We start from the raw sequence: 23,072 nt of genomic DNA, 5'->3' as shown, positions 1-23,072 counted from the left end.
CCTAAATCCTGTTCTATTATCCTTAAACTCCTTTGCGTAGCAGAGAGGGTGGTTGATCGAAAGCGACGTACGGGTGAGTCAGCGCTTCAGAAAACTATTAAGCGCTTGTTGTGTAAATTGTGATAGTACCAGTTCGCCGCTTATGGCTGCCCTTTGCGCCAGCAACTCATTCCAGTTTTCTGTCCCCTCCCAAAGTGTTGCTTTTAGTGCGGTAAGCGCTGCTGGGTTATATGATGCTAATTTTTCGGCTAACGTTGCAACGGCTGTGTCTAAAGCAGTAATATCCTGATGAACCTCGTTATACAATCCTTTTTCTTTTGCCCATTGCGACGGCAGGAATTCGGTTGCGCAGATACTTAAATGCGAAAACGCCGAAACGCCTATTTTACGGCTAACCACAGGGGATATAACAAAGGGCCCTATGCCTATTGTAAGCTCACTTAGTTTAATAGCGGCGGCCTCGGTAGCCAGGCAATAGTCAGCAGCCGCGGCAAGGCCAACTCCACCACCAACAGCCTTACCCTGTACCCTACCAATAATTATTTTTTTACAGGTGCGGCAAGCATTGATAACTTTTGCAAAGCCAAAAAAGAACCTGGCCCCTGCCTCCTTGTCTTTTATCTGCAAAAGCTCTTCAAAACTTGCACCTGCGCAAAACGTACGTTCGCCCAGGCTTTGCAATACAATTACATTTACTCCTTCATTATCGCCAGCTTTTAAAATTTCATCAGCCAGGTTAGCCAACAAACTGGAAGGCAACGAGTTTTGTGCCGGGTGATAAAAGCTAACCCTTGCAATGCCATTTGTAGTTATGCTACAGCTTACGCTTCCTTTATCAGTTGTACTCATATTCCATCACCTTATTTATTGCAATATATAGGCTTATTTTCATTTAACCATATTGCAGGCTTATATCCTGTGGTTGTATTACCACAGTTAATTGCAATATTCATGCAGAACGTTTAATATTGTAACACATAGCAATTGTAAGCATTACCACCTAAGTATTGCATTACATAGTTACTTTCTGCCAATAAATGAGCTATAATCAATTCGGTTCCGCTGATAACGAAAACATTTTCAGGACACTTGTAGAAGAGTCGCCCTCCCCTGTTGGGTTGTATATAGGCCCTCAACTTATAATAAGCCTTGTGAATAAAGCTATTTTAAAAGTATGGGATAAAGATGAATCTGTTTTAGGCAAAACCTTTGGCGAAGCCTTGCCCGAAATGCAGGACCAACCGTTTATTGGCATATTGCAAAATGTTTATAAAACGGGAATCCCTTACGAGGCCTATGCAGAGAAAGTATTTCTTTTTGTTGATGGCCGGCTGCAGACCTTTTATTTTAACTTTAACTATCAGCCTTTAAAAAATGATAAAGGTGAGGTTTGGGGAATATTAAACACCGCATCTGACGTTACCGAGCTTGTACTGACCCGCCAAAAACTTAAAGATGCCGAAGAGCAGGTAAGGTTTGCACTTGATGCGGCCGAGTTAGGCACCTGGGATCTTGATCCGGTAAATGAAACCGTTGCATGGGACGAACGCTGTAAACAACTTTATGGTTTCGATGGCTCAGACGTGGTAAGCTATCAGGATGTGCTTAAGCACATACACCCACAAGACAGGCAGTTTGTAGATAACGCCGTTAGTCAGGCTCTCGACCCTGAAAGAGGTGGATTTTATGATGTAGAATTTCGGACCATAGGAGCCCAGGACAAAACTTTAAGATGGCTGAGATGTAAAGGAAAAGCTTACTTCAATCAACAAGGAAACTGCATAAGGTTTGCGGGCACCGCGCTTGACATCAGCGCAGAGATACATGACCGCGATGAGCAGAAAAGGCTGATAACGCTTATTGATAATACCTCTGATTTCATTAGCCTGTCAGACCCGGATGGTAATGTAACCTATATCAATCGTGCCGGGAAAGAAATGATGGGGCTTTCTGGAGATGATGTGATCAAACATAACTCAGAGTTTGTAATGCCCCAGGAGCTTGGCAAACTAAGGGAAGTTATAAATAAAGGGCTGCTTGAAACTGGCAAATGGAGCGGCCAGGTTACATACCGGCATTTTAAAACTGGCGAACCAATACCTGTGCAGGCAACATCAATAATGATATTTGATGATATGGGAAGGCCGCAGGGGCGTGCATCAGTAGCCCGCGACCTTCGCCGTGAACTGGCGGATAAACAGGCATTAACTGAAAGCGAACACTTGCTGCAAACAATTACCAGCGCCTCGCCGGCTGCGCTGTGGATGTGCGACAAGCATGGTAATATTACTTATGTAAATAAAACCTGGACAGATTGGACAGGGCAAAGTTACAACCGCGTATTAGGATCCGGCTGGTTGTCGGCTATTTTACCCGAAGATCATAACCGTGCCTTCCGTAAATTCATTCATGACCTTAACAGGCAACGCCCCTATGAGGTAGACTTTCGCATAAGGCGGAAAGATGGTGAAATACGCTGGTGCATAGCTACCGGCAACCCGCAGTATGATGCCAACGGAGAGTTTACAGGCTATGTAGGAGCATGTACAGATGTTACTGAAAAAACGATTATCGACATAGAACTACAGCTTAAAAACGGAGCGCTTAACGATCAGATACGGCAGTTTGAATTTGTTACCGATTTTATGCCGGTGCAGCTGTGGACGGCCAGGACCACCGGTGAAATTGACTATGTAAACCGCCAGACACAGCATTTTTTTGGCTTGCCTGCAGAAGACATTATTGGCGACAAATGGTTACAAATGGTGCATCCTGAGGACAGGGACGGTTGTGTAACCGCCTGGAAGGAGGCTTTACAAAATGGCTCTCTATATCAATATGAATTTAGGCTACGGGATAGAAAAGGTGACTATAAATGGCATCTGGCACGTGCGCTACCTTTTATTAATGATGGGCAAATTGTTAAGTGGTTTGGTACCAATACCGATATCAATGAACAAAAGGAAATGCAGCGCCAAAAGGATGAGTTTTTAGGCATAGCCAGCCATGAGCTAAAAACGCCTGTTACCAGTATAAAAGCTTATGCGCAGGTACTTGGCGCTATGCTTAGCCAGGAAGGCGAAGATAAAAAGGCAGCCATGGTCATGAAAATGGACGCTCAGCTAAACCGCTTGACCAATCTTATTGGCGATTTACTGGATGTTACCAAAATTAATTCAGGGAAAATATTATTTAATAAAGTTTGGTTTAATTTAAACGAAGTTATACATGATGTTGTGCTTGATTTGCAGCACACCGCCAACCGCCATATCCTGGTAATGGATTTTGGGGAAACCGGCGATATTTATTCAGATAAAGAGCGCATAGGCCAGGTACTGACCAACCTGGTTACAAATGCCATTAAATATTCGCCGCATGCCAATCGTGTCATCATCAGCACCCGACGGGAAGATGATAGGGTTACCGTAAGCGTACAGGACTTTGGTATAGGTATACCTGAAGATAAAAAAGATAAAGTATTTGAACAGTTTTATCGCGTAAGCGGAACCAAGCAACATACATTCCCCGGTTTGGGGCTTGGATTATACATCTCTAACGAAATTATTCGCCGCGAAGGCGGAAGAATGTGGGTAAACAGCATCGAAGGAAAAGGGTCTACTTTTTGCTTTTCAATTCCTGCTACTTTAAAAAGTTAGCCAATATTAATTGATTTAAAATTAAACCCATTAGCCTCTTTTCAATCAAAACTGGCAGAGGAGTGAGAAATGAGCGAGAGACAGAAACATATTATGATAGCCGATGACGATCCGGGGATTGTTGATGCTGTAGAGATGATACTGGAGTTTGAGGGATATGCTGTAAGTAGTACGGTTGACGGATCAACTGTTTTGGATATGAAACAGGAATTACCCGATCTGTTATTGCTGGATATATGGATGAGTGGGGAAGACGGCCGGGATATATGTCGTAAATTAAAAACAGAACCGGCCACAAAAAACATTCCGGTGATCATGATATCTGCCAGCCGGGATATAGAAAGATCGGCCTTTGATGCAGGCGCCGACGATTTTTTAGCTAAACCTTTTGAAATGGAAGTTTTGCTATCAAAAATAGCCCGTTTTATATAATCAGGTGTAACTATTTTGCACCCTTGCAATTTATATTTAGGTTTGAAGAATATTGCTAAACCCTAATTACCTTTGCAATGAGCGATGAATTGATACTGGAAACCCTAACCGTTACCAAAAACTTTTTCGGCGATAAGTCATCCGGTGTTAATAACATTACACTTTTTATCCCGAAGGGAAAAATCACAGGTATTGTAGGCGAAAGCGGCAGCGGCAAAACCTCGCTGTTAAAACTGCTTTCGGGCCACATGAAACCCGACTCGGGCGAGGTATTTTTTCATGGGCGGCCATTACCGGTTCGTAGTATAAACCCATTGCAGGCACATACCGCGATCAGTATGGTTAGCCAGGATAATTCAGGTATGGACCCAAACGACACCGTTTGGAGCAACATGGTTAACGCGTTACCTTCAGAAGATGCTAATTATGCAATCCAGAAAGTAACCCAGGCGCTAAACCTGCTGGGGATATATGAGCTGCGCGAGCAGCCCTTTGGCAAATTAAGCGGGGGCGAAAAACAACGTGTAACCATAGCAAACGCACTTATTAACCGGCCCGAGGTTTTGATGCTTGACGAGCCTTTTAACCAGGTTGATGCCAACTACCGCGAAGGGCTGCAGCATGACATACGCCAGATTGTAAAGGAATGGGGCGTTACGGTTGTATTGGTATCGCATGACCCTGCCGAGTTGCTATCCATGGCCGATGAGCTTATTGTAATAAAGGAGGGCGAAATTGTAGAACACGGGCATCCCGAGAACCTTTATCACTCGCCTAAACTGCTGTACACAGCCAAAATATTGGTGCGGTGTACCGAGCTTACTGCTGCCCAGGCAAAAATTTGTGGTATCAAATCCAAACGCGCTACGGTAGTGATATATGCCGAGCATGCTGCTGTTTCAGCTATAGGTATAAGTGGTAAATGGGTTGTTAAACAAGTGCTTTTTAAAGGCTTTTACGAAGAGCTGATCGTGGAGCGCAATGAAGTTACGCTACGAGTGCTTAATTATCAACTGCGTAAGTATGCTGTTAACAGTAAAGTAAGCATCAGCATAAAAAAATACTACGAATTTGGTAAATGGCTGGGTTAGCTTTCCAAAACCTTTAAGCCCTCTTCTTTTTCAGTTCTATAACCGTAATCTCTGGCCAGATCCCCAAACGGCCTGAAAAAGCCAGGAAGCCAAAACCACGGTTAACATATAGGTGGCGGTTGTTTTGTTTTACCAAACCTGCCCAGTCAAGGTAACGGTATTGTACAGGGCTCCAGCGAAACCCCGCGGTTTCTACACCGAACTGCGCACCATGCGTATGTCCTGATAATGTTAAATGTATATCCGTTTTATGATAGCGCACCTTTTCTTCCCAGTGTGTGGGGTCATGTGAAAGGAGTACTTTAAAGGCGCCATCATCCACACCCTTAAGCGCCTTATCAAGATCGCCAATCTGAATAAATCCTTTGCCCCAGTTTTGCACACCGATAAGGGATATCTGCTGACCATCTTTCTCCAGGTTTACGTTTTCGTCCAGCAGCAAACGGTAACCCAGCTCAGCGTGGTGACGTTTTAGCTTATCCAGATTATCTTTTTTAGCTTGTTCGCTTTCCCATTGTATATAATCGCCGTAATCGTGGTTACCTAAAATAGAAAACTGCCCAAAGGGCGCTTTAATCTGGCTGAACCTGTCTATATATTGTTCAATCTCCCAGGCGGCATTATTTACCAGATCGCCGGTAAACACAAACAAGTCTGATTTTTGCGCTTTTACCAGATCAATACCACGCTGCATCGCTTCAACATTATCAAAACTACCGGAATGTATATCAGACAATTGAGTAATGGTAAAACCGTCGAAGGCTTCCGGCAGGTCATCAAAATAAAGTGTATGTCTATGAACCTTGTAATCATATTTTCCACGAAACATCGCGTAAAAAAAGGATGTGAAAGGAATGGCGGCAATGAGTATGGCAAGCTCGCTGATAAACTTTCGTCGTGCAGGGAAATACGGTTCGCCCGGCTTTCTCTCAGCCGATAAATTATGTACTATGGCATATAAAAAGCGGCCTAAATCGCCCAGAGATAAAATTATGATGAAGAATATCTTGGTAACAAAGAAAGTGAGGAACAAACTTAGCATCCACTCATGAAAAGGCGTCATACCACGCGAAGTATTTAAACTGTTGAGCCCAAGCAAAAATACTACGGTCACCCCTATGGATACCACCAGGTATCCCCACGGCAAAGCCAGCCTTGCAGCGCGCGATTGCCAGTCGGCGGTTAAAGTGCGTAAACCATTAAATACATACCAATCCATTAATAAAGTTATGGCTGATATAATAAGGAACATTCTGAAAAAACCGCCTCTGTGCATATAGTTGTATTACTAAGCCCGCAAGATATAAAAGTAAAGGTAATTGATTTGTAAAAACACAATCAGCTTACCTTCATCAGCTTACAGGCAGATAATTAACTTTATTGGTTACTCATTGTTTGCTGAGTAACAACAAAGCCCTCGTTTTAAGATACGAGGGCTTTGTTATTTTAATAATGCCTTACAACTACTACTCTTTTTGGATGATGGCGGTAGTAAACCGGCCTTGTAACAACTACCGGCCTGCGGTAATAACGGCGACGGTAGCTACGATCTACCATTACTACCCTGCGGGGTGCCGGGCGATAAGCAGGTTTTACATATACTGCACTTGCATGCACAGCCGGTGTACCAATATGCGCGCTTACCGCAACCTGTGCTTTAGCGCTGTTAAAACCAAACATTGCAATGATGGCTATGGCGAAAATTTTAAGAGTTTTCATATTTATTATTTAAAGGTTTAAAATTTATTTATTGATTGATTTAGATGTTTGTTAGTGATGGTTGTAATAACCATCATGGTGGTCATAACGATCATGGTTGTTATACCTGTTATCGTACCGGTCGCGGTCGTATCTATGGCCGCCCCTGTTGCCTCTGTTTTCTATTGAACAACTTGTTAATGCAGCGGTACTGATTACTATAATGGCCATCAATTTTATTATGTTATTCTTCATGATTAATATCTCCTATTTGTGCTTGTTTAAATATTAAACTGGTAGAAAAGACCATAGTTTAACCGGCTGCAGGCACTATCACATACTTGTTACAAAGCATAAAAGGCCAATTCCTGATGTTATGAGCCCCTTTGATGTAATCATGAGTGTTTAAAACGCACAAAACTGATTACTGCTAATGTGTTTGTTAGGGCCGATAGTGTATATTTACTTTAAACCTTTGTTATGATAGATTCCAAACAAATTAAAAAAGCGCTTTTTGGTGGAGCCTTCGCCATTTTATCATTAGGCATAGCTGCATCGGCACATGCGCAGGCGGTGTTTAACCATACGGCCTTATGCTCTAAAGACCTAAAAAAGAGTAATGAATTTTATACATCCGTATTAAAACTAAAGATAGTACCTAACCCTTTTAAAGATACCGTGCACACCTGGTACAGCATTGCACCTCATATTGCCATGCACGTTATACAAAGCGGTTGCTCGACAACCCCGAAGGTAATTGCAGATCATCTGTGCTTCAGCGTGCCTTCGGTCACTAAATTTGTTGAAATGCTAAAAAGTAAAAATATACCGTATTGCAACTGGAAACAGGTACCCGGGCAAATAGAACACCGTGTAGATGGGGTTCAACAGGTATATATACAAGACCCGGACGGGTACTGGATAGAAGTGAATGATGCCAAGTAGCTTCTCCGACTAACGTCGGGGGCGGTTAAACCTTTGCTTATACTCATGGTCACATAAACAGAAATCACAATTAAATATGTTTAGCCATGAAAAAGTTAATTGAAACCCTTATTACCGACCTTAACCATGTTTTTGTAAAAGGCAATTCTGATAAAGTAGAACAAGCAAGAGTTTTTATATTGTTAGCCATACCGGCTGCGCTGGTTGTTTATACCATGGGGCAATTTCCTGTATATTAATTATTCCTGCTATGAATAAACTCCTATTTTTGCGGCTCAAACACGCAAATGGATAGTTTAAAAGGAAAATTCGACAGTATAATTTTTGATTTGGACGGTACCCTGTGGGATAGTACCGAAACCATTAGCAAGGCCTGGCAAACAGCCCTTAATCAAGTACCTTATGTGGCCGGCGAAGCAATGACGCCCGACCGTGTACGCTCCATTACCGGCATGACGTACGATATGATCTTCGAAAGGTTATTCCCGGGACTGACTACAGAACAGCGCGCCGAAGTGCAGCAACTGTGTTCTGTTGCCGAACTGGATATACTGCATAAACTTGGCGGCGAACTTTATCCTGATCTTGAAGATACACTTACTTATCTTGGTAAGCAGTATAAATTATACATTGTAAGCAATTGCCAAAACGGCTATATCGAGCTTTTTTTAAACCAGCATAATATGCATCAGTACTTTTTAGGGTACCAATGCTATGGCACAAAAGGCAAACCTAAGGCAGATAACATACATGATATCGTAACCGACCATCAATTGAAATCGCCGGTTTATGTTGGAGATACCATGGGCGATTATAATGCAGCTACCAAAGCCGGTGTGCCCTTTATATTTGCCGCTTATGGATTCGGACAGGTAGATAACGGCCAGGTTGCAACTATAAACAACTTTAAGGAGTTAAAACAGCTGCTATAATACAAACCTTTTAACAGGCTAAAAGTTAATTTGTAAATAGCACTGATATGAAAATTTACAAGTACCTGCACTCCTGCCTGGTTTTTGAACAAGATGGTTATAAACTCCTTTTCGATCCGGGGAAATTTACCTTTGCAGAAGGTGAGGTAAAGCCTGAAAACTTTGCTGATGTAAATAGTATTATTATCACTCATATACACCCGGACCATCTGGATTTAGATAATCTTAAACAAATAAAAGCACTTAGCAATGCTGTAATATATACAAACAGCCAGGTTGGCGAGGTTATTGAAAAAGAAGGATTGGATTACAGTCTTATCAATGAAGGTACTTATAATCTTGGCCCTTTTAAACTCCAGGCCTTTGAGGTACAGCACGAGCCTTTGCTTGATGCCCCCATCCCCCAGATGACAGGTTTTATCATTAATGATCATATACTTCACCCGGTTGATTCAATGGAAACCAAGCTAACTGAATTTACGGATATAGAACTGCTGATAATGGTAACTATGGCGCCTTTTGCCAACGAGCTGCGTATTGCCGGCTTTGCCGACCGGGTAAGGCCAAAGCAGATATTACCCGTGCATGATGGTTATGGTAAAGAGTTTTTTGTTAAACAGCGATATGAAAACTATGCCAAACACTTCCAAAAATCCGGCATTAAATTTCATCATATTTACAAAGCGGGAGATAGCATAAGTATTTGATAATAAGCATATAAAACTCTTTAGAGTTAGATATACTTAACTTTAAGTTGAATTCATAAACCTTTGGTATGCTTTTGGGAACATTTTACTCAAAACATACTACTTATGAAAACAATCGTCTTTATACATGGCATGTTCCAAAACCCTGTGAGCTGGGAAAAATGGATTGCTTACTTTAACGAAAAAGGCTATAACTGTTTAGCTCCATCCTGGCCCTTGCATGAGGGCGAACCTGCTAAACTGCGCAACAATCCGCCGCAAGGCTTAGGTGATCTTGAACTAAAAACCATTGCAGATAAAATTGAAAGCGTAATACGCCAGCAACCCGAACCGCCTATACTAATCGGCCACTCGGTTGGCGGCTTGATAGTACAGTTAATGGTAGCTAAAGGCCTTGCAGATATGGGCGTGCCTATTGCTTCTGTTGCACCAAACGCTATGCTTGCCTTTGACTGGGGCTTTATGAAGAACAGCGCCCTGATAACTAATCCATTAAAAGGTAACGAACCTTTCTACATGGATCAGGAAAGCTTTCAAAGCTCTTTCTGCAACACCATGAGTGAAGAAGCCACAAAAATAGCTTATGAAGAAACCGCTACACATGACAGCCGCAATGTTTTGCGCGACTGTATGGGTAGAGATGGCCAAATTGATACCGAAATGCCACATGCGCCATTGTTATTCATAACCGGCGAGAAAGATGAAATTATACCTGCCCAGTTAAACAAGCGCAATGCCGAGGCGTATACCGATGAGGTAAGCATTGCCGACTATAAAGAATTTGCTAACCGCGGGCACTGGATATGCGGCCAGGAAGGCTGGAAAGAAGTTGCTGAGTACATAGCCGAATGGTTACAGGAACATGAAACCAACAAGTACCGCGCCAACCATGTAGAAGCACATTAGTACTTTTAACAGACTAAGATAACCCCTGCAAGCTGGTGTGTAGCGCGCGGGGGCTTTTTATTTACCCAAAAATAACAGGAGTTTGCCTAATAAATAATTGATGCTCAAGCGCGTTTACAACAAACGCGGCAACTGTTCTCCGGCTTATAAGCAACCATGGTTTAGGGATATTATCAATGCTTACCCGGGCGTGCTTTAAGCCAAAGTTAGTTAAGCCTACAGGCCTAATGGCTGTCCAGTCGAGGTTACTATCTTTAAGAAGCCTTTCTTGCTTTTCATGATCCTTATAGGCTGGGCCAATGTTGCTGTTATGGATTAACCACCTAAACCAACCAGGAATTTCTTTACTGCTATCTCCTACACCCCATGCACTTAAAACAATTACTCTTTTAATGCCCAGCACGTTAGCAACAGCAATTATGTTACGGATAGAGGCAGACAGGAAATTAACCGGTGTACGTAAAGCCGACCACGGAAAATCAGTATTACGGGAAATGTTTAAAGCACTTATTATTGCCTGGCAACCACTCATAGCCTCAGTAAGCAGTTGCTTGTTTGCCACATCGCCTTCAAATACAGTCAACAATGCCGATGACAGTTGGATATTTGCTTTATTACGCACCAATGCATTTACAAAATACCCTTTGTCAACCAACTGCTGTAGTATCAGCTTACCTGTGCGGCCCGTAGCACCTAATAACAGTATCTTCATTACTATTTGCAATGACAACAAAATAACTATTTACTTTTGACGCTCTTCCTTATCAAAGTTTTCCATCACCAGCACGGCCGCGCCAATCAGTTCAGCGTCAAAGCCAAGTGATGATATTAAAAGCTCTGTTCCGGCAGAGAGCCGCGGAATACAATATTTATGCAAAGCTTGCTGAATCGGCGCCATTAATATATGGCCTACCTTGGCGCCACGTCCGCTTAAAACAATATTAGCCGGATTCATGATGTGGATAAGTATGGCAAGGGCCTTGCCTATTTTATAGCCCGCTTCGGTCAGTAACTCTATTGCAAACTGGTCGCCGTGGTTAGCCGCTTCCATAAGTGCCTCGCCCATTAATTTGGATTGGCCGTTGTGGGGTTTTAAACTGGTTATGCGCCCATTTTTTATACCCTCCTCGGCCTTTTGAGCTACCACAAGCATACTTGCTTCAGCTTCAAGGCAACCGCGTTTACCGCAAACGCACAGCTCGCCATCATCAGATAATGGAATATGGCTTAACTCGCCGGCAAAACCGTTGTAACCTCTGAATATCTTCCCGTCGATGATCATGCCCAGGCCTATGCCCCAGCCCAGGTTAATAACCATTACTTCCTGCTGGGAGCGGGCAATACCAAACTTTTGTTCGGCCAACGCAATCAGGCTCGAGTCGTTATCAATATAAGTAGTAATACCGGTGGCCCTGCTTAAGTATTTACTTAAACTTTCACCGCCTGCATCAAGGTAAGTATAGTTAATACCTTCAATGGCGTTAATAAACCCAGGCATTCCAATACCCATGCCTGTAATTTTATTTTTTTGTATGCCGCTTTCAGCGATGTATTTGTTAAGCTGTTCAATAAGCTGCGGTAAAGCTTTGTCATTATTAAGTAGCTTAAGTTCAACGCTCACCATATCAGCAACCGGGTTATTGTTCAGATCCAGTAATTGGATGCGCGCCGAAAGCTGGTCCATAGCTACCGCTAAAATAAACATCGCTTCAGCATTAATTGCGTACATTAATGGGCGCCTGCCCCCGCTGGATGGTGCATATCCCTCTTCTATTACAAAGCCTTCCTTTATCAGTTCATTAATGGCTTTTGCAATGGAAGGTATGCTTTTATCAAAAAGCTGACTTAGGCCTGCACAGGACATTGCTTTATCAAAATACAACCGTTTAATGATCATATTTTTTAACCAGCTTCCTCTTAAACCCGTACTTTTTACTTCCATCCGGATATTGCTTTAAATAGTTTAATTTAATTTTGCGGTATAATTTACATACATTTTATAACAGCATGCAAAAAGTCCTCAAACTTTTTAAATATCCTACAAAAAGTCGGGAAATGCAAAAGCCTGTTCTCGAACAGGCTTTAATTTTAGCATAGGATAATTAAACCAGTTGAGGAATAGCAGGCCAATCTACCGGCACCTCTGTTAAGGCGTAAACATAATTGGTAATGGTTTTGTCGCCAACGGCTATTACCACATCTATCAGGCTACCTTTATTGTAACCGGCATTAAAGAATGCTTCTAATAATACTTCATCTGCGTGGCCTTTATTTTCGGTAATGCTTTTGGTGATTTTTACAAGGGCATCCAGTTTTGCATCAAAAGATGCTGAACCACTACGTATCTCTAAAATTTGATCATCGGTAAAGCCGTTTAATTTAGCTATAGCGGTATGGGCACTTAAACAGTATAAACAATCGTTAACCTGGCTAACTATCAAATTGATTGCTTCGCGTTCTTTAGCACGTAATGATGTTTTGCCGTTCTGTAAGTTTAGGTAGTTGGTTAAAGCATGCTCTGAATGGGCAAACGTAGCATATAAGTTAGGCACACGACCTACAACTTTTGTTAAAGTATCAAATAAGTTCTGGTTTTCCGCAGATACTGTATCGCGGGTTGGGATTGTGAAATTTTCCATTGTATTAGGTTGATTTTTTATTTGCTATCAACACTACAAAGGTGCTTTGTAAAATCAGCCTGCAGAATAGAGATAATTCCCGTTGGCTTGTGATTATTTCCCGGCTTCAGCTAAAACTTTGTTTTGCCTGAACTCTGTAGGTGAAAAGCCGGTATGTTTTTTAAACAGATTGCTGAAATAAGCAGCATCCTCAAAACCCAGTTCAAACGTTATTTCCTTGGCCGATTTTTCGGTATAAATGAGCAGCCGTTTAGCTTCAAGTATAATTCTGTCCTGAATAATAGCAAGCGGCGATTTATGATTATAAAGCGCAAAAAGGTTAGATAATGTTTTGGGGGATTTATTCAGCTCACCGGCATAATATCCTACCGTATGCTGTGTGCGATAATTATTTTCTACAAGGAGATTAAATTTTCGGATCACATGAAACCTGTCATCCTGGGCGGCAACTGCCGAGATGTGCTGCGCTTTAGCCAAACGGGTGATGATTATAATCAACCGCTTGAGCAGCATTCTTAGCATATCTACCTGAATGTTATCAGCTGTGTTAAATTCTTCAATAAAAATTTCGGTGAGAAGGTTAAGCTTTGTTTGTGCTGCCTCATCAAGTTCAATAAAAAGCTGCTTATCCAACCCATAAAATATAAACCCTACACAGCTAACTTCTTCATCATGGTCTACGATGCAATAAAATTCGCGGTTAAACTGCCAGGCGACGATATCTGCCGGCCTCTCAAAGTAAAACGACTGGTTGACCATTAAAGGTACGATGGTGTTGGCGGGCAGATAATAAGGAACCTCATCAATAGTAATTGTTTGCCCATAACCTTTATTCAAAGCAATGGTTAGGTATCGATGTTCGCGGTCGCGGGTATAAAATTGCCTGTCGAACGCAGGTTCATCTATCCACATGGATAGCATACCGCCGTTTTTATGATCGTTTACCTTAAATTTCATAATCGGCGGTAAATATAATATCCTATTGCACTATTCCCATGCGCATCTCGAGCAGATACCTGTCAAACCCAAACTTTTCATAGGCCTTTATTGCGAGTAAATTCTCGTTATATACTTCCAGCCGTAGCTCTGTGATACTTTTTGATACAGCCCATTGCTTCAAAGCCTCTATAATCAGCCGGTTAACACCTTTACCACGGTACTGCGGCACTACAAACATAAAGCCTAAATACGCATGCTGCGGATGATCGAGATATGGTTTTGAGCTTACTAACCTGGCATATCCGCTACCTATTAATCCGCCGTTCAGTTCCGCTACAGCAAGATAAGCCTCCGGCGATTTAATGAGCCAGTCAAAATCATAATACTTTGCCGGCCCTTCCTTCATACGCGGGGTAAAAAGCCGTTCGGCCTCTACAACACCCTGCTCAAATTGCAGCAAGGTATCCATATCTGCAATTGTAGCCTGGCGGATAATTGGTTTATCATTATCGGCGTAGGCAGAGGGTATCCATTCCGGGCGTAGCATATCTGTTTGTTTTGTATTATTCTACTTCAAAACTTTTTTTCAGCTTAATATCCTGCGATGAGCTGCCAACCCAGGCCTGAAAGGTACCGGGTTCTACTGTCCAGTTCATGTTCTTATCCAGCAAGGCAAGGTCGTCCGGGTGCAGGGTAAAGGTAACCGTTTTCTTTTCGCCCGCATTAAGCGTTATGCGCTCAAAGCCGCGCAGATCATATTCATAGGTAGTCACGCTGCTGACGTCATCCTTGATATATAACTGAACAACCTCATCACCCTTACGCTGGCCGGTATTAGTTACATCAACAGTAACTGTAACATCCCCTTGGGTAGCACCTTTTTGTGGCGTAACCTGCAGGTTGCTATACTCAAAAGTGGTATAGCTTAAACCATAACCAAATGGATAAAGCGCCCCGTTTACGCTGGTTTTACCCCAGCTGTTAGCGCCGCCCTGCCCTGCCTGCGATGCTGGCTTAAACGGAAAATTCAACTCTATCTGCCCGGTAGTTTTAGGGAAAGTGATAGGTAGCTTACCACCCGGGTTATTATCACCGAACAATGTTTCGGCAATTACCTGCCCACTTTGCACACTCGGGAACCAGGCTTCCAAAATAGCTGGTACGTATTTATTTTCCCAGTTAATAGTCAGGGGTTGCCCGTTTATTAATACCATTACCACAGGCTTGCCGGTGGCCTGTAATGCCTGTATAAGTTTTAGCTGTCGCCCTGGCAGGTTTAAACCTGTACGTGAAAGGCTTTCGCCCACCCGGTCAACATCCTCACCCACAACGGCAATTATTATGTCCGATTGTTTGGCCTGTGCCACAGCCGAATCTATGCCGGCTTGCTCCGTAGCTGTCAGCGGTGTTTCAATAATCTCGCTTTCGGGCCAGGTAGCATCTATAATATTACAGCCCTTTATATAATTTACGTTAGCGCTACCGCCAACATGCTTTTTTATACCATCTAATACAGTGGTAACAGGATTATGCGATGGCCCATACCTGCTGATGGTATAATTGGTTTCTGCAGCCAGCGGACCGGTTACCAGTATATTTTTGTATTTTCCCTTTTCAAGAGGCAATAAATTATTTTCGTTTTTCAGCAGCACCATACTTTCTCGGTTCATCTTAAGGCTCATTTGCGCATCAGCCGCGGTATGCACCGTTTTATCAGCTGCTTTAGGGTCTGTAACATACGGATGATCAAACAATCCTAACCTGAATTTTACGCGCAACACTTCACCAACACGCTCATCAATCACTTTCATGGAAATGCGGTTTTCTTTAATCAGTTCGCGCAATGGCATTATAAAGGTTTGGGGCATGGTAAAGTTGGTACGTACGTTCAGCCCCGCTTCAACGGCCTGCCTTACAGCTTCTTTATAATCGCCGGCTACATGGTGTTTGGTGTACAGGTATTCTACAGCTTCACTATCAGATACTACATATCCTTTAAAGCCAAACTTCTGGCGTAACAGTTCAGTCAGGAAATAATAACTACCAGTTATAGGCACACCGTCCCAATCGTTATAACTGCTCATTATACCCATTGGGTGCGCCTCCTGTACTACACGCCTAAAAGGATAAAGATACAATTGGTGCATTTCGCGGGGGGCCACATGCGGATCGGTACGGGCAGAACCATCCCTGCCGCCTTTAGGCACACTATAAACCGCATAGTGTTTCAGAGTCGATGCTACTCCCTCTTCCTGTATTCCTAATACCATTTGCTTGCCTAATTCGGCTATTAAAAATGGATTTTCACTATAACATTCTACCACACGGCCCCAGCGCTGGTCGCGGGCAGGGTCAAGTATTGGCGCATAAACATTGGTATATCCCAAAGCTTTGGCCTCGCGGCCTACCGTTTGGCCGGCCTGGCGCACCAACTGCTTGTCCCATGTACTGCCAATGCCTATTGGCGCGGGCAGCGGAGTGGCGCGGTCGTGGTTTAACCCATGAATCCCCTCATTGGTAAAATCAACAGGTATCCCCATCCGGGTTTCTTCAACAAACCACTTCTGAATAGTATTGATAGCGCATGCATGCTTGCTGAAGGGATAAGAATATTGAGTAGGCGCATCATCGGTGTGCGATGTCAAGTTGTTCAGTTCCTCATCAATATTGGCTATCCCATCTTTCCAAATTTCGTTTTTCCAGGCGGGCACAGGCATTTCGTCTTTCAACACTCGTTTATAACCATAAAGCGTAGCCATCTGGCAGGTTTTTTCTTCTACCGTCATCTGGCTAAGTATATCGGCGATACGCTTTTCTATGTCCTGTTTCGGGTCTTCAAAAACGTCCATTCGGCCATTCTTATTAAAATCGATCCAGCCCTTATGGTAAATATTTTTGGTTTGTGCCGATGCATTTGCAGCCAGCATTACTGCAGGCAGCAGCCAGTAAATTTTTTTCATTCAGATGCAGATGTATAGGTTTTCCCAAATATATAAAGTAACTGCTTATATTTAATTTCATATAGGAATTGACTGTAACGTTTTCCTGAAATTGAATTATTTGCTTCATTAAAACAAAAAGCCGGTTAAATGGTATTGTGTTATACCGTTTATACATGTGAGCCGGTATACTTTATGCGATATTTATACATCTTACTTTTTACCCTGGTTTGCACTTTTAAAAATACCGATCCGGATGAGGCCTTTGCAACACGGGCCAACCGCATTTGCGGCAAGTGGCAATCAACCGAAAAAAACCTTGTTGTTGAGGTTTATCCTTACAAAAATACCTTTAAAGCAAAAATAGTTTGGTTTAGTGGTGGCGTTACCCCGGATAAGCCTATGGAAAGCATCACTGATAAAAAAAACCCCGACCCCGCCCTGCGCAACCGTAAAGTTCTGGGACTTGATGTGGTTGAAAATTTAAAATACAGCCCCAGATCAAACTCCTGGGAAGGTGGCAAAATTTATGAAGTGCAAAGCGGAAAATACTGGAATGCCGCAGCCGCGCTTGATAACAGTGGCGATTTAAAGGTTAAAGGGTACTGGAAATTAAAACTATTTGGAAAGACGATGAATTTTAAACGTATATAGTTACCGCTTTAAATACACCCCTTACTCATCACCCACCAAAAGCCATTCATTTTTAGATATTTATATAATATTGCACTTGACAGGTTATTTGCCATTCAGTATATTTATAACGGTTGACGATCGTTATGGCAAATCAGGTTTTATGCAGTTTATTGGTACTGCTGTTATTTGCAAATAACAGTTTGCCTAACGCTGCGCCCGACAAAATTTGCGGCAAATGGATGTCTGACGAAAAAAACCTCATCATCAACGTTTACCGGGAAAATAGCGAATTTAGGGCAAAAATCATGTGGTTTGATGATAAGGATGACACTAAAGAAATGGAAGACTACCTGGACAAGCATAACCCTGATCCTGCATTACGTAGCCGCAAAATATTGGGGATGAATGTAGTTGAAAAGCTGGTGTATGTACCCAAAAGCAACTCGTGGGAAGATGGTATTATTTACGATGCACAACATGGCCGCCATTGGAACTCATCTGCTTATATAGATTCGCAGGGACAATTAAAAGTAAAGGGTTACTGGCATTTTAAGTTTTTAGGCCGTACAATGACATTTAAGCGCATATAACCTATCTAAGCTTTACATAAAAACGGCCTTTGTATTACGCAAAGGCCGTTTACTTACAAAACTAAAAAAACACTTATTGTTTCAGGAATTCGCCGCTTGCGTTAAGTTCAACTTCGTCGCTTAACATTGGGGATCCGTATTTGCTTCCAAAACCAAAGTCAGAACGTTTAATGGTACCGCTTACTTTAAAGCCGGCATCAGGAGCATTGGTCATTGGGTTACTAATGGTACCGCGGTAAACAACATCTAAAGTAACCGGTTTAGTTACGCCGTGTAAGGTAAGGTTACCAGATACTTTATATTTATTGGTGCCGTTTGGCCTGATACCAGTGCTTGTAAATGATAGTGTGGGGTATTTTTCCACATCAAAAAAATCAGCGCTTTTTAAGTGTCCGTCACGTTTCTCATTCTCTGTGTTAACAGAGGCGGTGTTGGCTGTAAAAGAATATTTGGCATCGCTAAAATCGGGCTTTGCCGCTACAATAGTAGCATCAAAATCTTTAAAAGTACCGTCAACATCAGATACGGCAAGGTGAGTGATGGTGAATTTTACGTGTGAGTGTGCTTTATCAACTTTCCAGGTGCTTTGCGCCGATGCTGCCTGTATCAAAAATGCAGCAGTTAATAAGGTGAAGATCTTTTTCATGTGTGCTTATTATATTTCTTTTTAAATGTTATACAAAGGTAAAAGCTTTTTCTCAAAAAAGATGTTTAAACATCTTTTTTGAGAAAGTAATGACATTCATTTATTTTGAAAGAACGTGTCAACTCTCTTATTGAATTCATGAGCATGTTCTATCAAAGTGCCATGACCTGAATTTTTAACAATCCACAACTGTGAATTTGGGATATTTTGCTGTAGGAGCCGGGTATGTTTATCGGCAATTACATCATGGTCGCCTGCAATTATAAGAGCAGGGCATTTTATTTTGTGTAAGTCTGTCCATTTTAAATTGGGTTGGTTCCAATCCAGCATAAAAACCTTCCAGGCATTTCGTTCCCTCTCTGTACGCCACCTTTTGTTTTTATTGGCCAGATAATATTTTTCGGATGCCGACCATGCGCCATCTGCAAACGCAGCCGCGTCTGGCGTTATATTAGCTCCGGTAGATGCGAAACTGATTACTTTATCCGGATGATGCAACGCCATCATAATGGCATTGATACCGCCGTCACTCCAGCCCAATACATAAGCTTTAGAAATATGCATAGCATCAAGCAGCGCTGCAAAATCACTGGCCATTTGCTCAAATGTAAGTTTATCTCCTTTGTCTGCAGATTTGCCGTGAGCGCGGCTATCTACCAGGATAACCCTGTATTTTTTTGAAAAGTAGGGTACGTTTTCGGTAAAGGCGCTCATATCGCCTCCATTACCATGTATCATCAGCAGCGGAGGCCCGCTGCCATATTCCTCTACGTACAATTTGATACCATTAACATTATAGTATTTGCCAACAGTCTCATTTTTGCCGTAAGGTATTTTCTGACCAAAGCCGAACAATGAAAGAAGTTGGGAAATGACAGCCATTAAAATTATCTTAAGATAACGCATAGCGTAAATTAGGCATTTGCCGTAAACTTACAAATTAGTTAGCCTATGTTTTCCCACTTGCCGCTGTCCAGGCTGCGGTAAATAGCATCTATCACTTTCATGTCCTTCTCGCCCTCTTCGCCGGGCACACGGCTTTGTTTATTCATTGCAACGCAAGTTGCAAAGTCATCCATCTGGGCGGCCTGCTGGATAATATTGGGTTGTTGCATGGGCTTGCCATTAATTTTACCGTCTATGCCATCATAACCATAAGCAGGCTCCAGTTCAAAGGTTCCTTTTTCTGCTTCTGCACGCAAAAATCCCCAGTTATTGTTATAGCTGGATTTACCGGTTACTTTTTGTCCGCCCGGAAATTTAAGTTCCCAATAAACGGTTTCATCCACTTCTTTAAACAGCTCATGATTTGTTTTTTCCTGGGTAGCCTTAACCGCAATTGGCTCCTGTCCAAGCGTATATCGGGCGCCCTGTATAGCATAAATACCCATATCCATTAACCCACCGCCACCTGCAAGCGCCTTTTTTAAACGCCACGCGTTAGGGTCGCCACCGTAAACAAAGCCATTTCCGGTATCAACCTTGGTAACTTTGCCAAACACTTGTTTTTGACCAAGGCGCATTACCTCCATGTTGTGAGGTTCAAAATGCAGGCGATAACCTATTGATAGCAATTTATTGGCCTTTTTACACGCGTTGATCATCTCGCGGCAATCGGCGGCATTAAGAGCCATGGGCTTTTCGCATATCACATGCTTACCGGCTTGCGCAGCACGTATGGTATACTCTTTATGCATAGATACCGGCAGTACAACGTATACTATATCAATATCCGGGTTTTTAGCTATATCATCAAAGGTTTGGTAGTTGTAAATATTCTTTTGAGGTATGTTGTATTTTTTTGACCATTCTTCTGCTTTGGATGGGGTACCGGTTACAATACCGGCCAGGTAGCAGTTTTTTGTTTTTTGCAATGCCGGTGCCAGTTGGCCACCAGCATACCCCCCTAAGCCTACTAAGGCTATGCCCAGCTTCTTTGTATTATCCGGCGATTTACATGCTGCGGAAAGTAATGTAGGGCTTAAAGCCAACGAGCCGGCCACTAATGAACCCTTACGTATAAAATCTCTGCGTGATGTTTTAACTGACGGTTTCATATACTTATGTTTTTGATTACAATTTATCGATCAAAACTTTGCTTGTACTTCTTAATGGCGTTTAGTATCGACCTGGCTATTTCTTTCTGCCCATCTCCCGAACTTAGATATTTCTCATCGGAAGCATTGTTAATAAACCCTGTTTCTACAAGCAGCCCCGGCATACCGCTTTGCTGCAATACCAGTAAGCCCTGCTCCCTTACGCCCAGGCTATGTCTCTTATTTTTTACTTTAAATTCGTGGTTAAGCAAGTTACCAAACTGAATGCTCTGCTTACGGTAACGCTGCTGAAATGCAGCAAGCACAATGGCATTTACCGCGGCACTTTCACCATATCCTTTATACTTAGTTTTATAGTCCTTTTCACCAAAAATGGCAGCGTTTTCCCGTAGCGCCTCCCTTTGCTCCTCTCTTCGGTGAAAACCATATACCAGTAGCATTACGCCTTTACTTTTACCATGTTTTTGTGGCGATGAGTTACAATGTATTGATATAAACAAATTTGCCTTGTTATCGTTTGCGATATCTGCACGTTTATGCAGCTCAATAAATTTGTCGGTGCTGCGGGTCATGATCACATCAATCCCAGGTAATTCATCATTTATCAGTTGTTTAAGTTTTTTGCTTATGGCAAGTGCCACAGTTTTTTCTTTTGAAAAAACTCCGTGAGATCCCGGGTCTTTACCACCATGCCCTGGATCAATCACAATAGTTTTAAACTGGTAATGCGATATACGGGTAGCAGTTTTCTTTTTCCGGGTTTGCGTGTAAGCCGCTTTATCTGTCAAAAAAATCAAACCCGCAAATACACAAATAAATACTCTAAAAAATACTGATAACATGCGCCAAATGTAGGGCTATTGTTTTAAAACCTTAAATTAATCCAGTCACAAAACGATTTATAAAATGTTTCTATCTAATAATTAATTTAATCTGAAACCAAAACTTTACTGACTTCGTAATAAAATAAAAGCGGCTTTAGCCAGCCTTAATAACAATACCTATGAATACTGCTTTTACATCACCTACAGCTTTCTTTTTTTACTTTTTAATAGTAGGATCAGTAATCGTATACTTTATATTGCTGTTTGATAAAAAGAACAGGCAAAAAATAAATAAGGTACTTACTCAGGCAAAAGATGTGCAGCCTTTGTTTATGATAAAAGCGGCACAATATAAAATGATGGCTGTTAAAGATTCTTTTGCACGTGACAAAATCTCGTCCCCATCTGTAGAATTGGAATTGGATAAGCTGACAGCCGATTACGATAAAGGGCTGATCTCCTTACCCGATTATTGCCAACAGTTAAATAGCCTGCTGAAGAAAACTGCATGATCTACCGGTATTCTTCTGCATTGCCATTAACCCTTTCCTAAATCTTCTCCCGGAACAAAAGTTTCAATAATATTTTCACTATAGTGATGCCGGGATGAGTGGCTTTTTTACGCCCACCTTACTTTACCTGCTGCTACACCCCTTATCTTTGCTGTATGCAGCCACAGCACGATATATTATCTCTTAAAGATATCAAGTTATTGGTAGATACTTTTTATCAGCGTATCCAGGCCGACACCATACTGGGACCTGTCTTTAATGAGCGGATACAGGATAGATGGCCCGTTCATCTTGAAAAAATGTACAGCTTCTGGCAAACCGTTTTATTAGAGGAGTATACCTACAACGGCCGCCCTTTTCCGCCGCATGCGCAATTGCCTGTAGAACATGAGCACTTTGCGCAATGGCTCTCTATTTTCAATGCAACTATAGATGAGCTGTTTACAGGTGATAAAGCTACCGAAGCTAAATGGCGCGCAAATAAAATGGCGCAGATGTTTGAAAGTAAAATCGTTTATTTCAGGAATAATCCTTTAAATATCCTTTAGTGTTCACGAACACACATGTGAACATCGTGAACATTCGTTATGAGTTAATAATCAGACCTATAAGAATATTGGTGACAAAACACTGTCACTTAATTTTAGAGCAAAGTGAATTCTTTACACAACATATGGCGACAACAGCTCGTATTTTTCTTCGTTAGGAATGTTTGTGCTGTTGTTTACGCCAGTGGATGTTCATTTCTTTTTTTCCGCTAAAAAGAAACGAACCAAAGAAAAAACTCTGCGGCTGCGCCAGCTTGCTTTCGAAGGCAGCAGTATTGCAGTGCCTGTACTACCGCAATCTGCCAATGCCGCATTTAATTTAATTGAATTGGCTCTACTCTGGTAGAAACATTCAACCTGTTATTTTGATTGTGC

The 23,072-nt window shown here is 42.1% G+C and carries 27 protein-coding genes; 13 read left to right on the top strand and 14 right to left on the bottom strand.

Going from position 1 to position 23,072, the window contains the following annotated elements; translation table 11 throughout:
* Window positions 1-78 precede the first annotated feature (78 nt).
* Complete coding sequence (locus ACFQZX_RS04755) at window positions 79-849, bottom strand: enoyl-CoA hydratase/isomerase family protein (protein WP_377111919.1); 771 nt, start codon at window positions 847-849, stop codon at window positions 79-81.
* Between the two features lie 188 nt (window positions 850-1,037).
* Between ACFQZX_RS04755 and ACFQZX_RS04750 the strand changes: the two genes are divergently transcribed.
* The 3 genes from ACFQZX_RS04750 to ACFQZX_RS04740 all read left to right on the top strand — a co-directional run bounded on the left by ACFQZX_RS04750 (window position 1,038) and on the right by ACFQZX_RS04740 (window position 5,179).
* On the top strand, window positions 1,038-3,656 hold the full coding sequence (locus ACFQZX_RS04750) for a PAS domain S-box protein (protein ID WP_377111916.1): 2,619 nt from the start codon (window positions 1,038-1,040) through the stop codon (window positions 3,654-3,656).
* A 69-nt stretch (window positions 3,657-3,725) separates the two neighbouring features.
* Entirely contained in the window at window positions 3,726-4,088 is a 363-nt protein-coding gene (locus ACFQZX_RS04745) for a response regulator (protein WP_377111913.1), read from the top strand.
* Window positions 4,089-4,165: 77 nt separating this feature from the next.
* Window positions 4,166-5,179 (top strand): ABC transporter ATP-binding protein, encoded by a 1,014-nt coding sequence (locus ACFQZX_RS04740; protein WP_377111910.1) that lies wholly within the window; start codon window positions 4,166-4,168, stop codon window positions 5,177-5,179.
* Between the two features lie 13 nt (window positions 5,180-5,192).
* Here the strand turns inward: ACFQZX_RS04740 and ACFQZX_RS04735 are convergent, their stop codons facing one another.
* From ACFQZX_RS04735 to ACFQZX_RS04725, 3 genes are all read right to left on the bottom strand, one after another.
* Window positions 5,193-6,398: a metallophosphoesterase gene (locus ACFQZX_RS04735; protein WP_377111907.1), complete on the bottom strand. Its 1,206-nt coding sequence runs from the start codon at window positions 6,396-6,398 to the stop codon at window positions 5,193-5,195.
* A 227-nt stretch (window positions 6,399-6,625) separates the two neighbouring features.
* Window positions 6,626-6,898, bottom strand: coding sequence for a hypothetical protein (locus ACFQZX_RS04730; protein ID WP_377111904.1), 273 nt, complete (start codon window positions 6,896-6,898; stop codon window positions 6,626-6,628).
* Between the two features lie 51 nt (window positions 6,899-6,949).
* The gene (locus ACFQZX_RS04725; protein ID WP_377111903.1) at window positions 6,950-7,132 is read right to left on the bottom strand and encodes a hypothetical protein; all 183 of its coding nucleotides are present in this window, start codon (window positions 7,130-7,132) and stop codon (window positions 6,950-6,952) included.
* A gap of 225 nt (window positions 7,133-7,357) precedes the next feature.
* Here ACFQZX_RS04725 and ACFQZX_RS04720 point away from each other — a divergent pair, with 225 nt between their 5' ends.
* From ACFQZX_RS04720 to ACFQZX_RS04700, 5 genes are all read left to right on the top strand, one after another.
* A complete protein-coding gene (locus ACFQZX_RS04720; RefSeq protein ID WP_377111900.1) occupies window positions 7,358-7,822 on the top strand; it encodes a VOC family protein in 465 nt (154 codons plus the stop codon).
* 86 nt (window positions 7,823-7,908) lie between these two features.
* Window positions 7,909-8,061 carry a hypothetical protein gene (locus ACFQZX_RS04715; protein ID WP_377111898.1) on the top strand — a complete coding sequence of 51 codons (153 nt, stop codon included), beginning with the start codon at window positions 7,909-7,911 and terminating at the stop codon, window positions 8,059-8,061.
* A 48-nt stretch (window positions 8,062-8,109) separates the two neighbouring features.
* Window positions 8,110-8,754: an HAD family hydrolase gene (locus ACFQZX_RS04710; RefSeq protein ID WP_377111896.1), complete on the top strand. Its 645-nt coding sequence runs from the start codon at window positions 8,110-8,112 to the stop codon at window positions 8,752-8,754.
* Between the two features lie 47 nt (window positions 8,755-8,801).
* Window positions 8,802-9,461, top strand: coding sequence for an MBL fold metallo-hydrolase (locus tag ACFQZX_RS04705; protein ID WP_377111893.1), 660 nt, complete (start codon window positions 8,802-8,804; stop codon window positions 9,459-9,461).
* Between the two features lie 105 nt (window positions 9,462-9,566).
* Window positions 9,567-10,367 carry an alpha/beta hydrolase gene (locus ACFQZX_RS04700; RefSeq protein ID WP_377111890.1) on the top strand — a complete coding sequence of 267 codons (801 nt, stop codon included), beginning with the start codon at window positions 9,567-9,569 and terminating at the stop codon, window positions 10,365-10,367.
* A 61-nt stretch (window positions 10,368-10,428) separates the two neighbouring features.
* On the opposite strand, the gene ACFQZX_RS04695 is transcribed toward ACFQZX_RS04700, so the two are convergent.
* The 6 genes from ACFQZX_RS04695 to ACFQZX_RS04670 form a co-directional block, all read right to left on the bottom strand.
* Window positions 10,429-11,079, bottom strand: coding sequence for an NAD(P)-dependent oxidoreductase (locus tag ACFQZX_RS04695; RefSeq protein WP_377111887.1), 651 nt, complete (start codon window positions 11,077-11,079; stop codon window positions 10,429-10,431).
* A 30-nt stretch (window positions 11,080-11,109) separates the two neighbouring features.
* A complete protein-coding gene (locus ACFQZX_RS04690) occupies window positions 11,110-12,309 on the bottom strand; it encodes an ROK family protein (RefSeq protein WP_377111885.1) in 1,200 nt (399 codons plus the stop codon).
* A 160-nt stretch (window positions 12,310-12,469) separates the two neighbouring features.
* Complete coding sequence (locus tag ACFQZX_RS04685; protein WP_377111882.1) at window positions 12,470-13,006, bottom strand: carboxymuconolactone decarboxylase family protein; 537 nt, start codon at window positions 13,004-13,006, stop codon at window positions 12,470-12,472.
* Window positions 13,007-13,099: 93 nt separating this feature from the next.
* Window positions 13,100-13,963 (bottom strand): helix-turn-helix domain-containing protein, encoded by an 864-nt coding sequence (locus tag ACFQZX_RS04680; protein WP_377111880.1) that lies wholly within the window; start codon window positions 13,961-13,963, stop codon window positions 13,100-13,102.
* Window positions 13,964-13,985: 22 nt separating this feature from the next.
* Window positions 13,986-14,492, bottom strand: a complete 507-nt coding sequence (locus ACFQZX_RS04675) for a GNAT family N-acetyltransferase (RefSeq protein WP_377111878.1) — start codon at window positions 14,490-14,492, stop codon at window positions 13,986-13,988.
* 16 nt (window positions 14,493-14,508) lie between these two features.
* A complete protein-coding gene (locus tag ACFQZX_RS04670; protein WP_377111876.1) occupies window positions 14,509-16,905 on the bottom strand; it encodes a glycoside hydrolase family 3 N-terminal domain-containing protein in 2,397 nt (798 codons plus the stop codon).
* Between the two features lie 174 nt (window positions 16,906-17,079).
* On the opposite strand from ACFQZX_RS04670, the gene ACFQZX_RS04665 reads away from it, so the two are divergent.
* The gene (locus tag ACFQZX_RS04665) at window positions 17,080-17,538 is read left to right on the top strand and encodes a DUF2147 domain-containing protein (RefSeq protein ID WP_377111873.1); all 459 of its coding nucleotides are present in this window, start codon (window positions 17,080-17,082) and stop codon (window positions 17,536-17,538) included.
* A gap of 125 nt (window positions 17,539-17,663) precedes the next feature.
* On the top strand, window positions 17,664-18,110 hold the full coding sequence (locus ACFQZX_RS04660; RefSeq protein WP_377111870.1) for a DUF2147 domain-containing protein: 447 nt from the start codon (window positions 17,664-17,666) through the stop codon (window positions 18,108-18,110).
* A 73-nt stretch (window positions 18,111-18,183) separates the two neighbouring features.
* On the opposite strand, the gene ACFQZX_RS04655 is transcribed toward ACFQZX_RS04660, so the two are convergent.
* From ACFQZX_RS04655 to ACFQZX_RS04640, 4 genes are all read right to left on the bottom strand, one after another.
* Entirely contained in the window at window positions 18,184-18,756 is a 573-nt protein-coding gene (locus tag ACFQZX_RS04655) for a YceI family protein (RefSeq protein ID WP_377111868.1), read from the bottom strand.
* Between the two features lie 96 nt (window positions 18,757-18,852).
* Entirely contained in the window at window positions 18,853-19,638 is a 786-nt protein-coding gene (locus ACFQZX_RS04650) for an alpha/beta fold hydrolase (RefSeq protein WP_377111865.1), read from the bottom strand.
* Window positions 19,639-19,700: 62 nt separating this feature from the next.
* Complete coding sequence (locus tag ACFQZX_RS04645; protein ID WP_377111863.1) at window positions 19,701-20,813, bottom strand: Gfo/Idh/MocA family protein; 1,113 nt, start codon at window positions 20,811-20,813, stop codon at window positions 19,701-19,703.
* Between the two features lie 23 nt (window positions 20,814-20,836).
* Entirely contained in the window at window positions 20,837-21,655 is an 819-nt protein-coding gene (locus ACFQZX_RS04640) for an N-acetylmuramoyl-L-alanine amidase family protein (RefSeq protein ID WP_377111861.1), read from the bottom strand.
* Between the two features lie 161 nt (window positions 21,656-21,816).
* On the opposite strand from ACFQZX_RS04640, the gene ACFQZX_RS04635 reads away from it, so the two are divergent.
* The 3 genes from ACFQZX_RS04635 (at window position 21,817) to ACFQZX_RS04625 (ending at window position 23,043) form a co-directional block, all read left to right on the top strand.
* Window positions 21,817-22,149: a hypothetical protein gene (locus ACFQZX_RS04635; protein ID WP_377111859.1), complete on the top strand. Its 333-nt coding sequence runs from the start codon at window positions 21,817-21,819 to the stop codon at window positions 22,147-22,149.
* A 155-nt stretch (window positions 22,150-22,304) separates the two neighbouring features.
* Window positions 22,305-22,697, top strand: coding sequence for a group III truncated hemoglobin (locus tag ACFQZX_RS04630; RefSeq protein ID WP_377111856.1), 393 nt, complete (start codon window positions 22,305-22,307; stop codon window positions 22,695-22,697).
* A 160-nt stretch (window positions 22,698-22,857) separates the two neighbouring features.
* Window positions 22,858-23,043: a hypothetical protein gene (locus ACFQZX_RS04625; RefSeq protein ID WP_377111854.1), complete on the top strand. Its 186-nt coding sequence runs from the start codon at window positions 22,858-22,860 to the stop codon at window positions 23,041-23,043.
* Window positions 23,044-23,072 lie beyond the last annotated feature (29 nt).

The sequence above is a fragment of the Mucilaginibacter litoreus genome (genome assembly GCF_042676805.1).
GTDB lineage: Bacteria > Bacteroidota > Bacteroidia > Sphingobacteriales > Sphingobacteriaceae > Mucilaginibacter > Mucilaginibacter litoreus.
This window is presented reverse-complemented; position numbering and strand designations above follow the sequence as displayed.

Coding starts and splice junctions, on each gene's coding strand:
- ACFQZX_RS04650 (WP_377111865.1), bottom strand. CDS start 19,638: ATGGCTGTCATTTCCCAACTTCTTTCATTGTTCGGCTTTGGTCAGAAA.
- ACFQZX_RS04635 (WP_377111859.1), top strand. CDS start 21,817: ATGAATACTGCTTTTACATCACCTACAGCTTTCTTTTTTTACTTTTTA.
- ACFQZX_RS04730 (WP_377111904.1), bottom strand. CDS start 6,898: ATGAAAACTCTTAAAATTTTCGCCATAGCCATCATTGCAATGTTTGGT.
- ACFQZX_RS04675 (WP_377111878.1), bottom strand. CDS start 14,492: ATGCTACGCCCGGAATGGATACCCTCTGCCTACGCCGATAATGATAAA.
- ACFQZX_RS04750 (WP_377111916.1), top strand. CDS start 1,038: ATGAGCTATAATCAATTCGGTTCCGCTGATAACGAAAACATTTTCAGG.
- ACFQZX_RS04735 (WP_377111907.1), bottom strand. CDS start 6,398: ATGGATTGGTATGTATTTAATGGTTTACGCACTTTAACCGCCGACTGG.
- ACFQZX_RS04630 (WP_377111856.1), top strand. CDS start 22,305: ATGCAGCCACAGCACGATATATTATCTCTTAAAGATATCAAGTTATTG.
- ACFQZX_RS04705 (WP_377111893.1), top strand. CDS start 8,802: ATGAAAATTTACAAGTACCTGCACTCCTGCCTGGTTTTTGAACAAGAT.
- ACFQZX_RS04680 (WP_377111880.1), bottom strand. CDS start 13,963: ATGAAATTTAAGGTAAACGATCATAAAAACGGCGGTATGCTATCCATG.
- ACFQZX_RS04700 (WP_377111890.1), top strand. CDS start 9,567: ATGAAAACAATCGTCTTTATACATGGCATGTTCCAAAACCCTGTGAGC.
- ACFQZX_RS04715 (WP_377111898.1), top strand. CDS start 7,909: ATGAAAAAGTTAATTGAAACCCTTATTACCGACCTTAACCATGTTTTT.
- ACFQZX_RS04625 (WP_377111854.1), top strand. CDS start 22,858: ATGTTTGTGCTGTTGTTTACGCCAGTGGATGTTCATTTCTTTTTTTCC.
- ACFQZX_RS04720 (WP_377111900.1), top strand. CDS start 7,358: ATGATAGATTCCAAACAAATTAAAAAAGCGCTTTTTGGTGGAGCCTTC.
- ACFQZX_RS04655 (WP_377111868.1), bottom strand. CDS start 18,756: ATGAAAAAGATCTTCACCTTATTAACTGCTGCATTTTTGATACAGGCA.
- ACFQZX_RS04755 (WP_377111919.1), bottom strand. CDS start 849: ATGAGTACAACTGATAAAGGAAGCGTAAGCTGTAGCATAACTACAAAT.
- ACFQZX_RS04740 (WP_377111910.1), top strand. CDS start 4,166: ATGAGCGATGAATTGATACTGGAAACCCTAACCGTTACCAAAAACTTT.
- ACFQZX_RS04660 (WP_377111870.1), top strand. CDS start 17,664: ATGGCAAATCAGGTTTTATGCAGTTTATTGGTACTGCTGTTATTTGCA.
- ACFQZX_RS04690 (WP_377111885.1), bottom strand. CDS start 12,309: ATGGAAGTAAAAAGTACGGGTTTAAGAGGAAGCTGGTTAAAAAATATG.
- ACFQZX_RS04640 (WP_377111861.1), bottom strand. CDS start 21,655: ATGTTATCAGTATTTTTTAGAGTATTTATTTGTGTATTTGCGGGTTTG.
- ACFQZX_RS04645 (WP_377111863.1), bottom strand. CDS start 20,813: ATGAAACCGTCAGTTAAAACATCACGCAGAGATTTTATACGTAAGGGT.
- ACFQZX_RS04670 (WP_377111876.1), bottom strand. CDS start 16,905: ATGAAAAAAATTTACTGGCTGCTGCCTGCAGTAATGCTGGCTGCAAAT.
- ACFQZX_RS04745 (WP_377111913.1), top strand. CDS start 3,726: ATGAGCGAGAGACAGAAACATATTATGATAGCCGATGACGATCCGGGG.
- ACFQZX_RS04665 (WP_377111873.1), top strand. CDS start 17,080: ATGCGATATTTATACATCTTACTTTTTACCCTGGTTTGCACTTTTAAA.
- ACFQZX_RS04695 (WP_377111887.1), bottom strand. CDS start 11,079: ATGAAGATACTGTTATTAGGTGCTACGGGCCGCACAGGTAAGCTGATA.
- ACFQZX_RS04725 (WP_377111903.1), bottom strand. CDS start 7,132: ATGAAGAATAACATAATAAAATTGATGGCCATTATAGTAATCAGTACC.
- ACFQZX_RS04685 (WP_377111882.1), bottom strand. CDS start 13,006: ATGGAAAATTTCACAATCCCAACCCGCGATACAGTATCTGCGGAAAAC.
- ACFQZX_RS04710 (WP_377111896.1), top strand. CDS start 8,110: ATGGATAGTTTAAAAGGAAAATTCGACAGTATAATTTTTGATTTGGAC.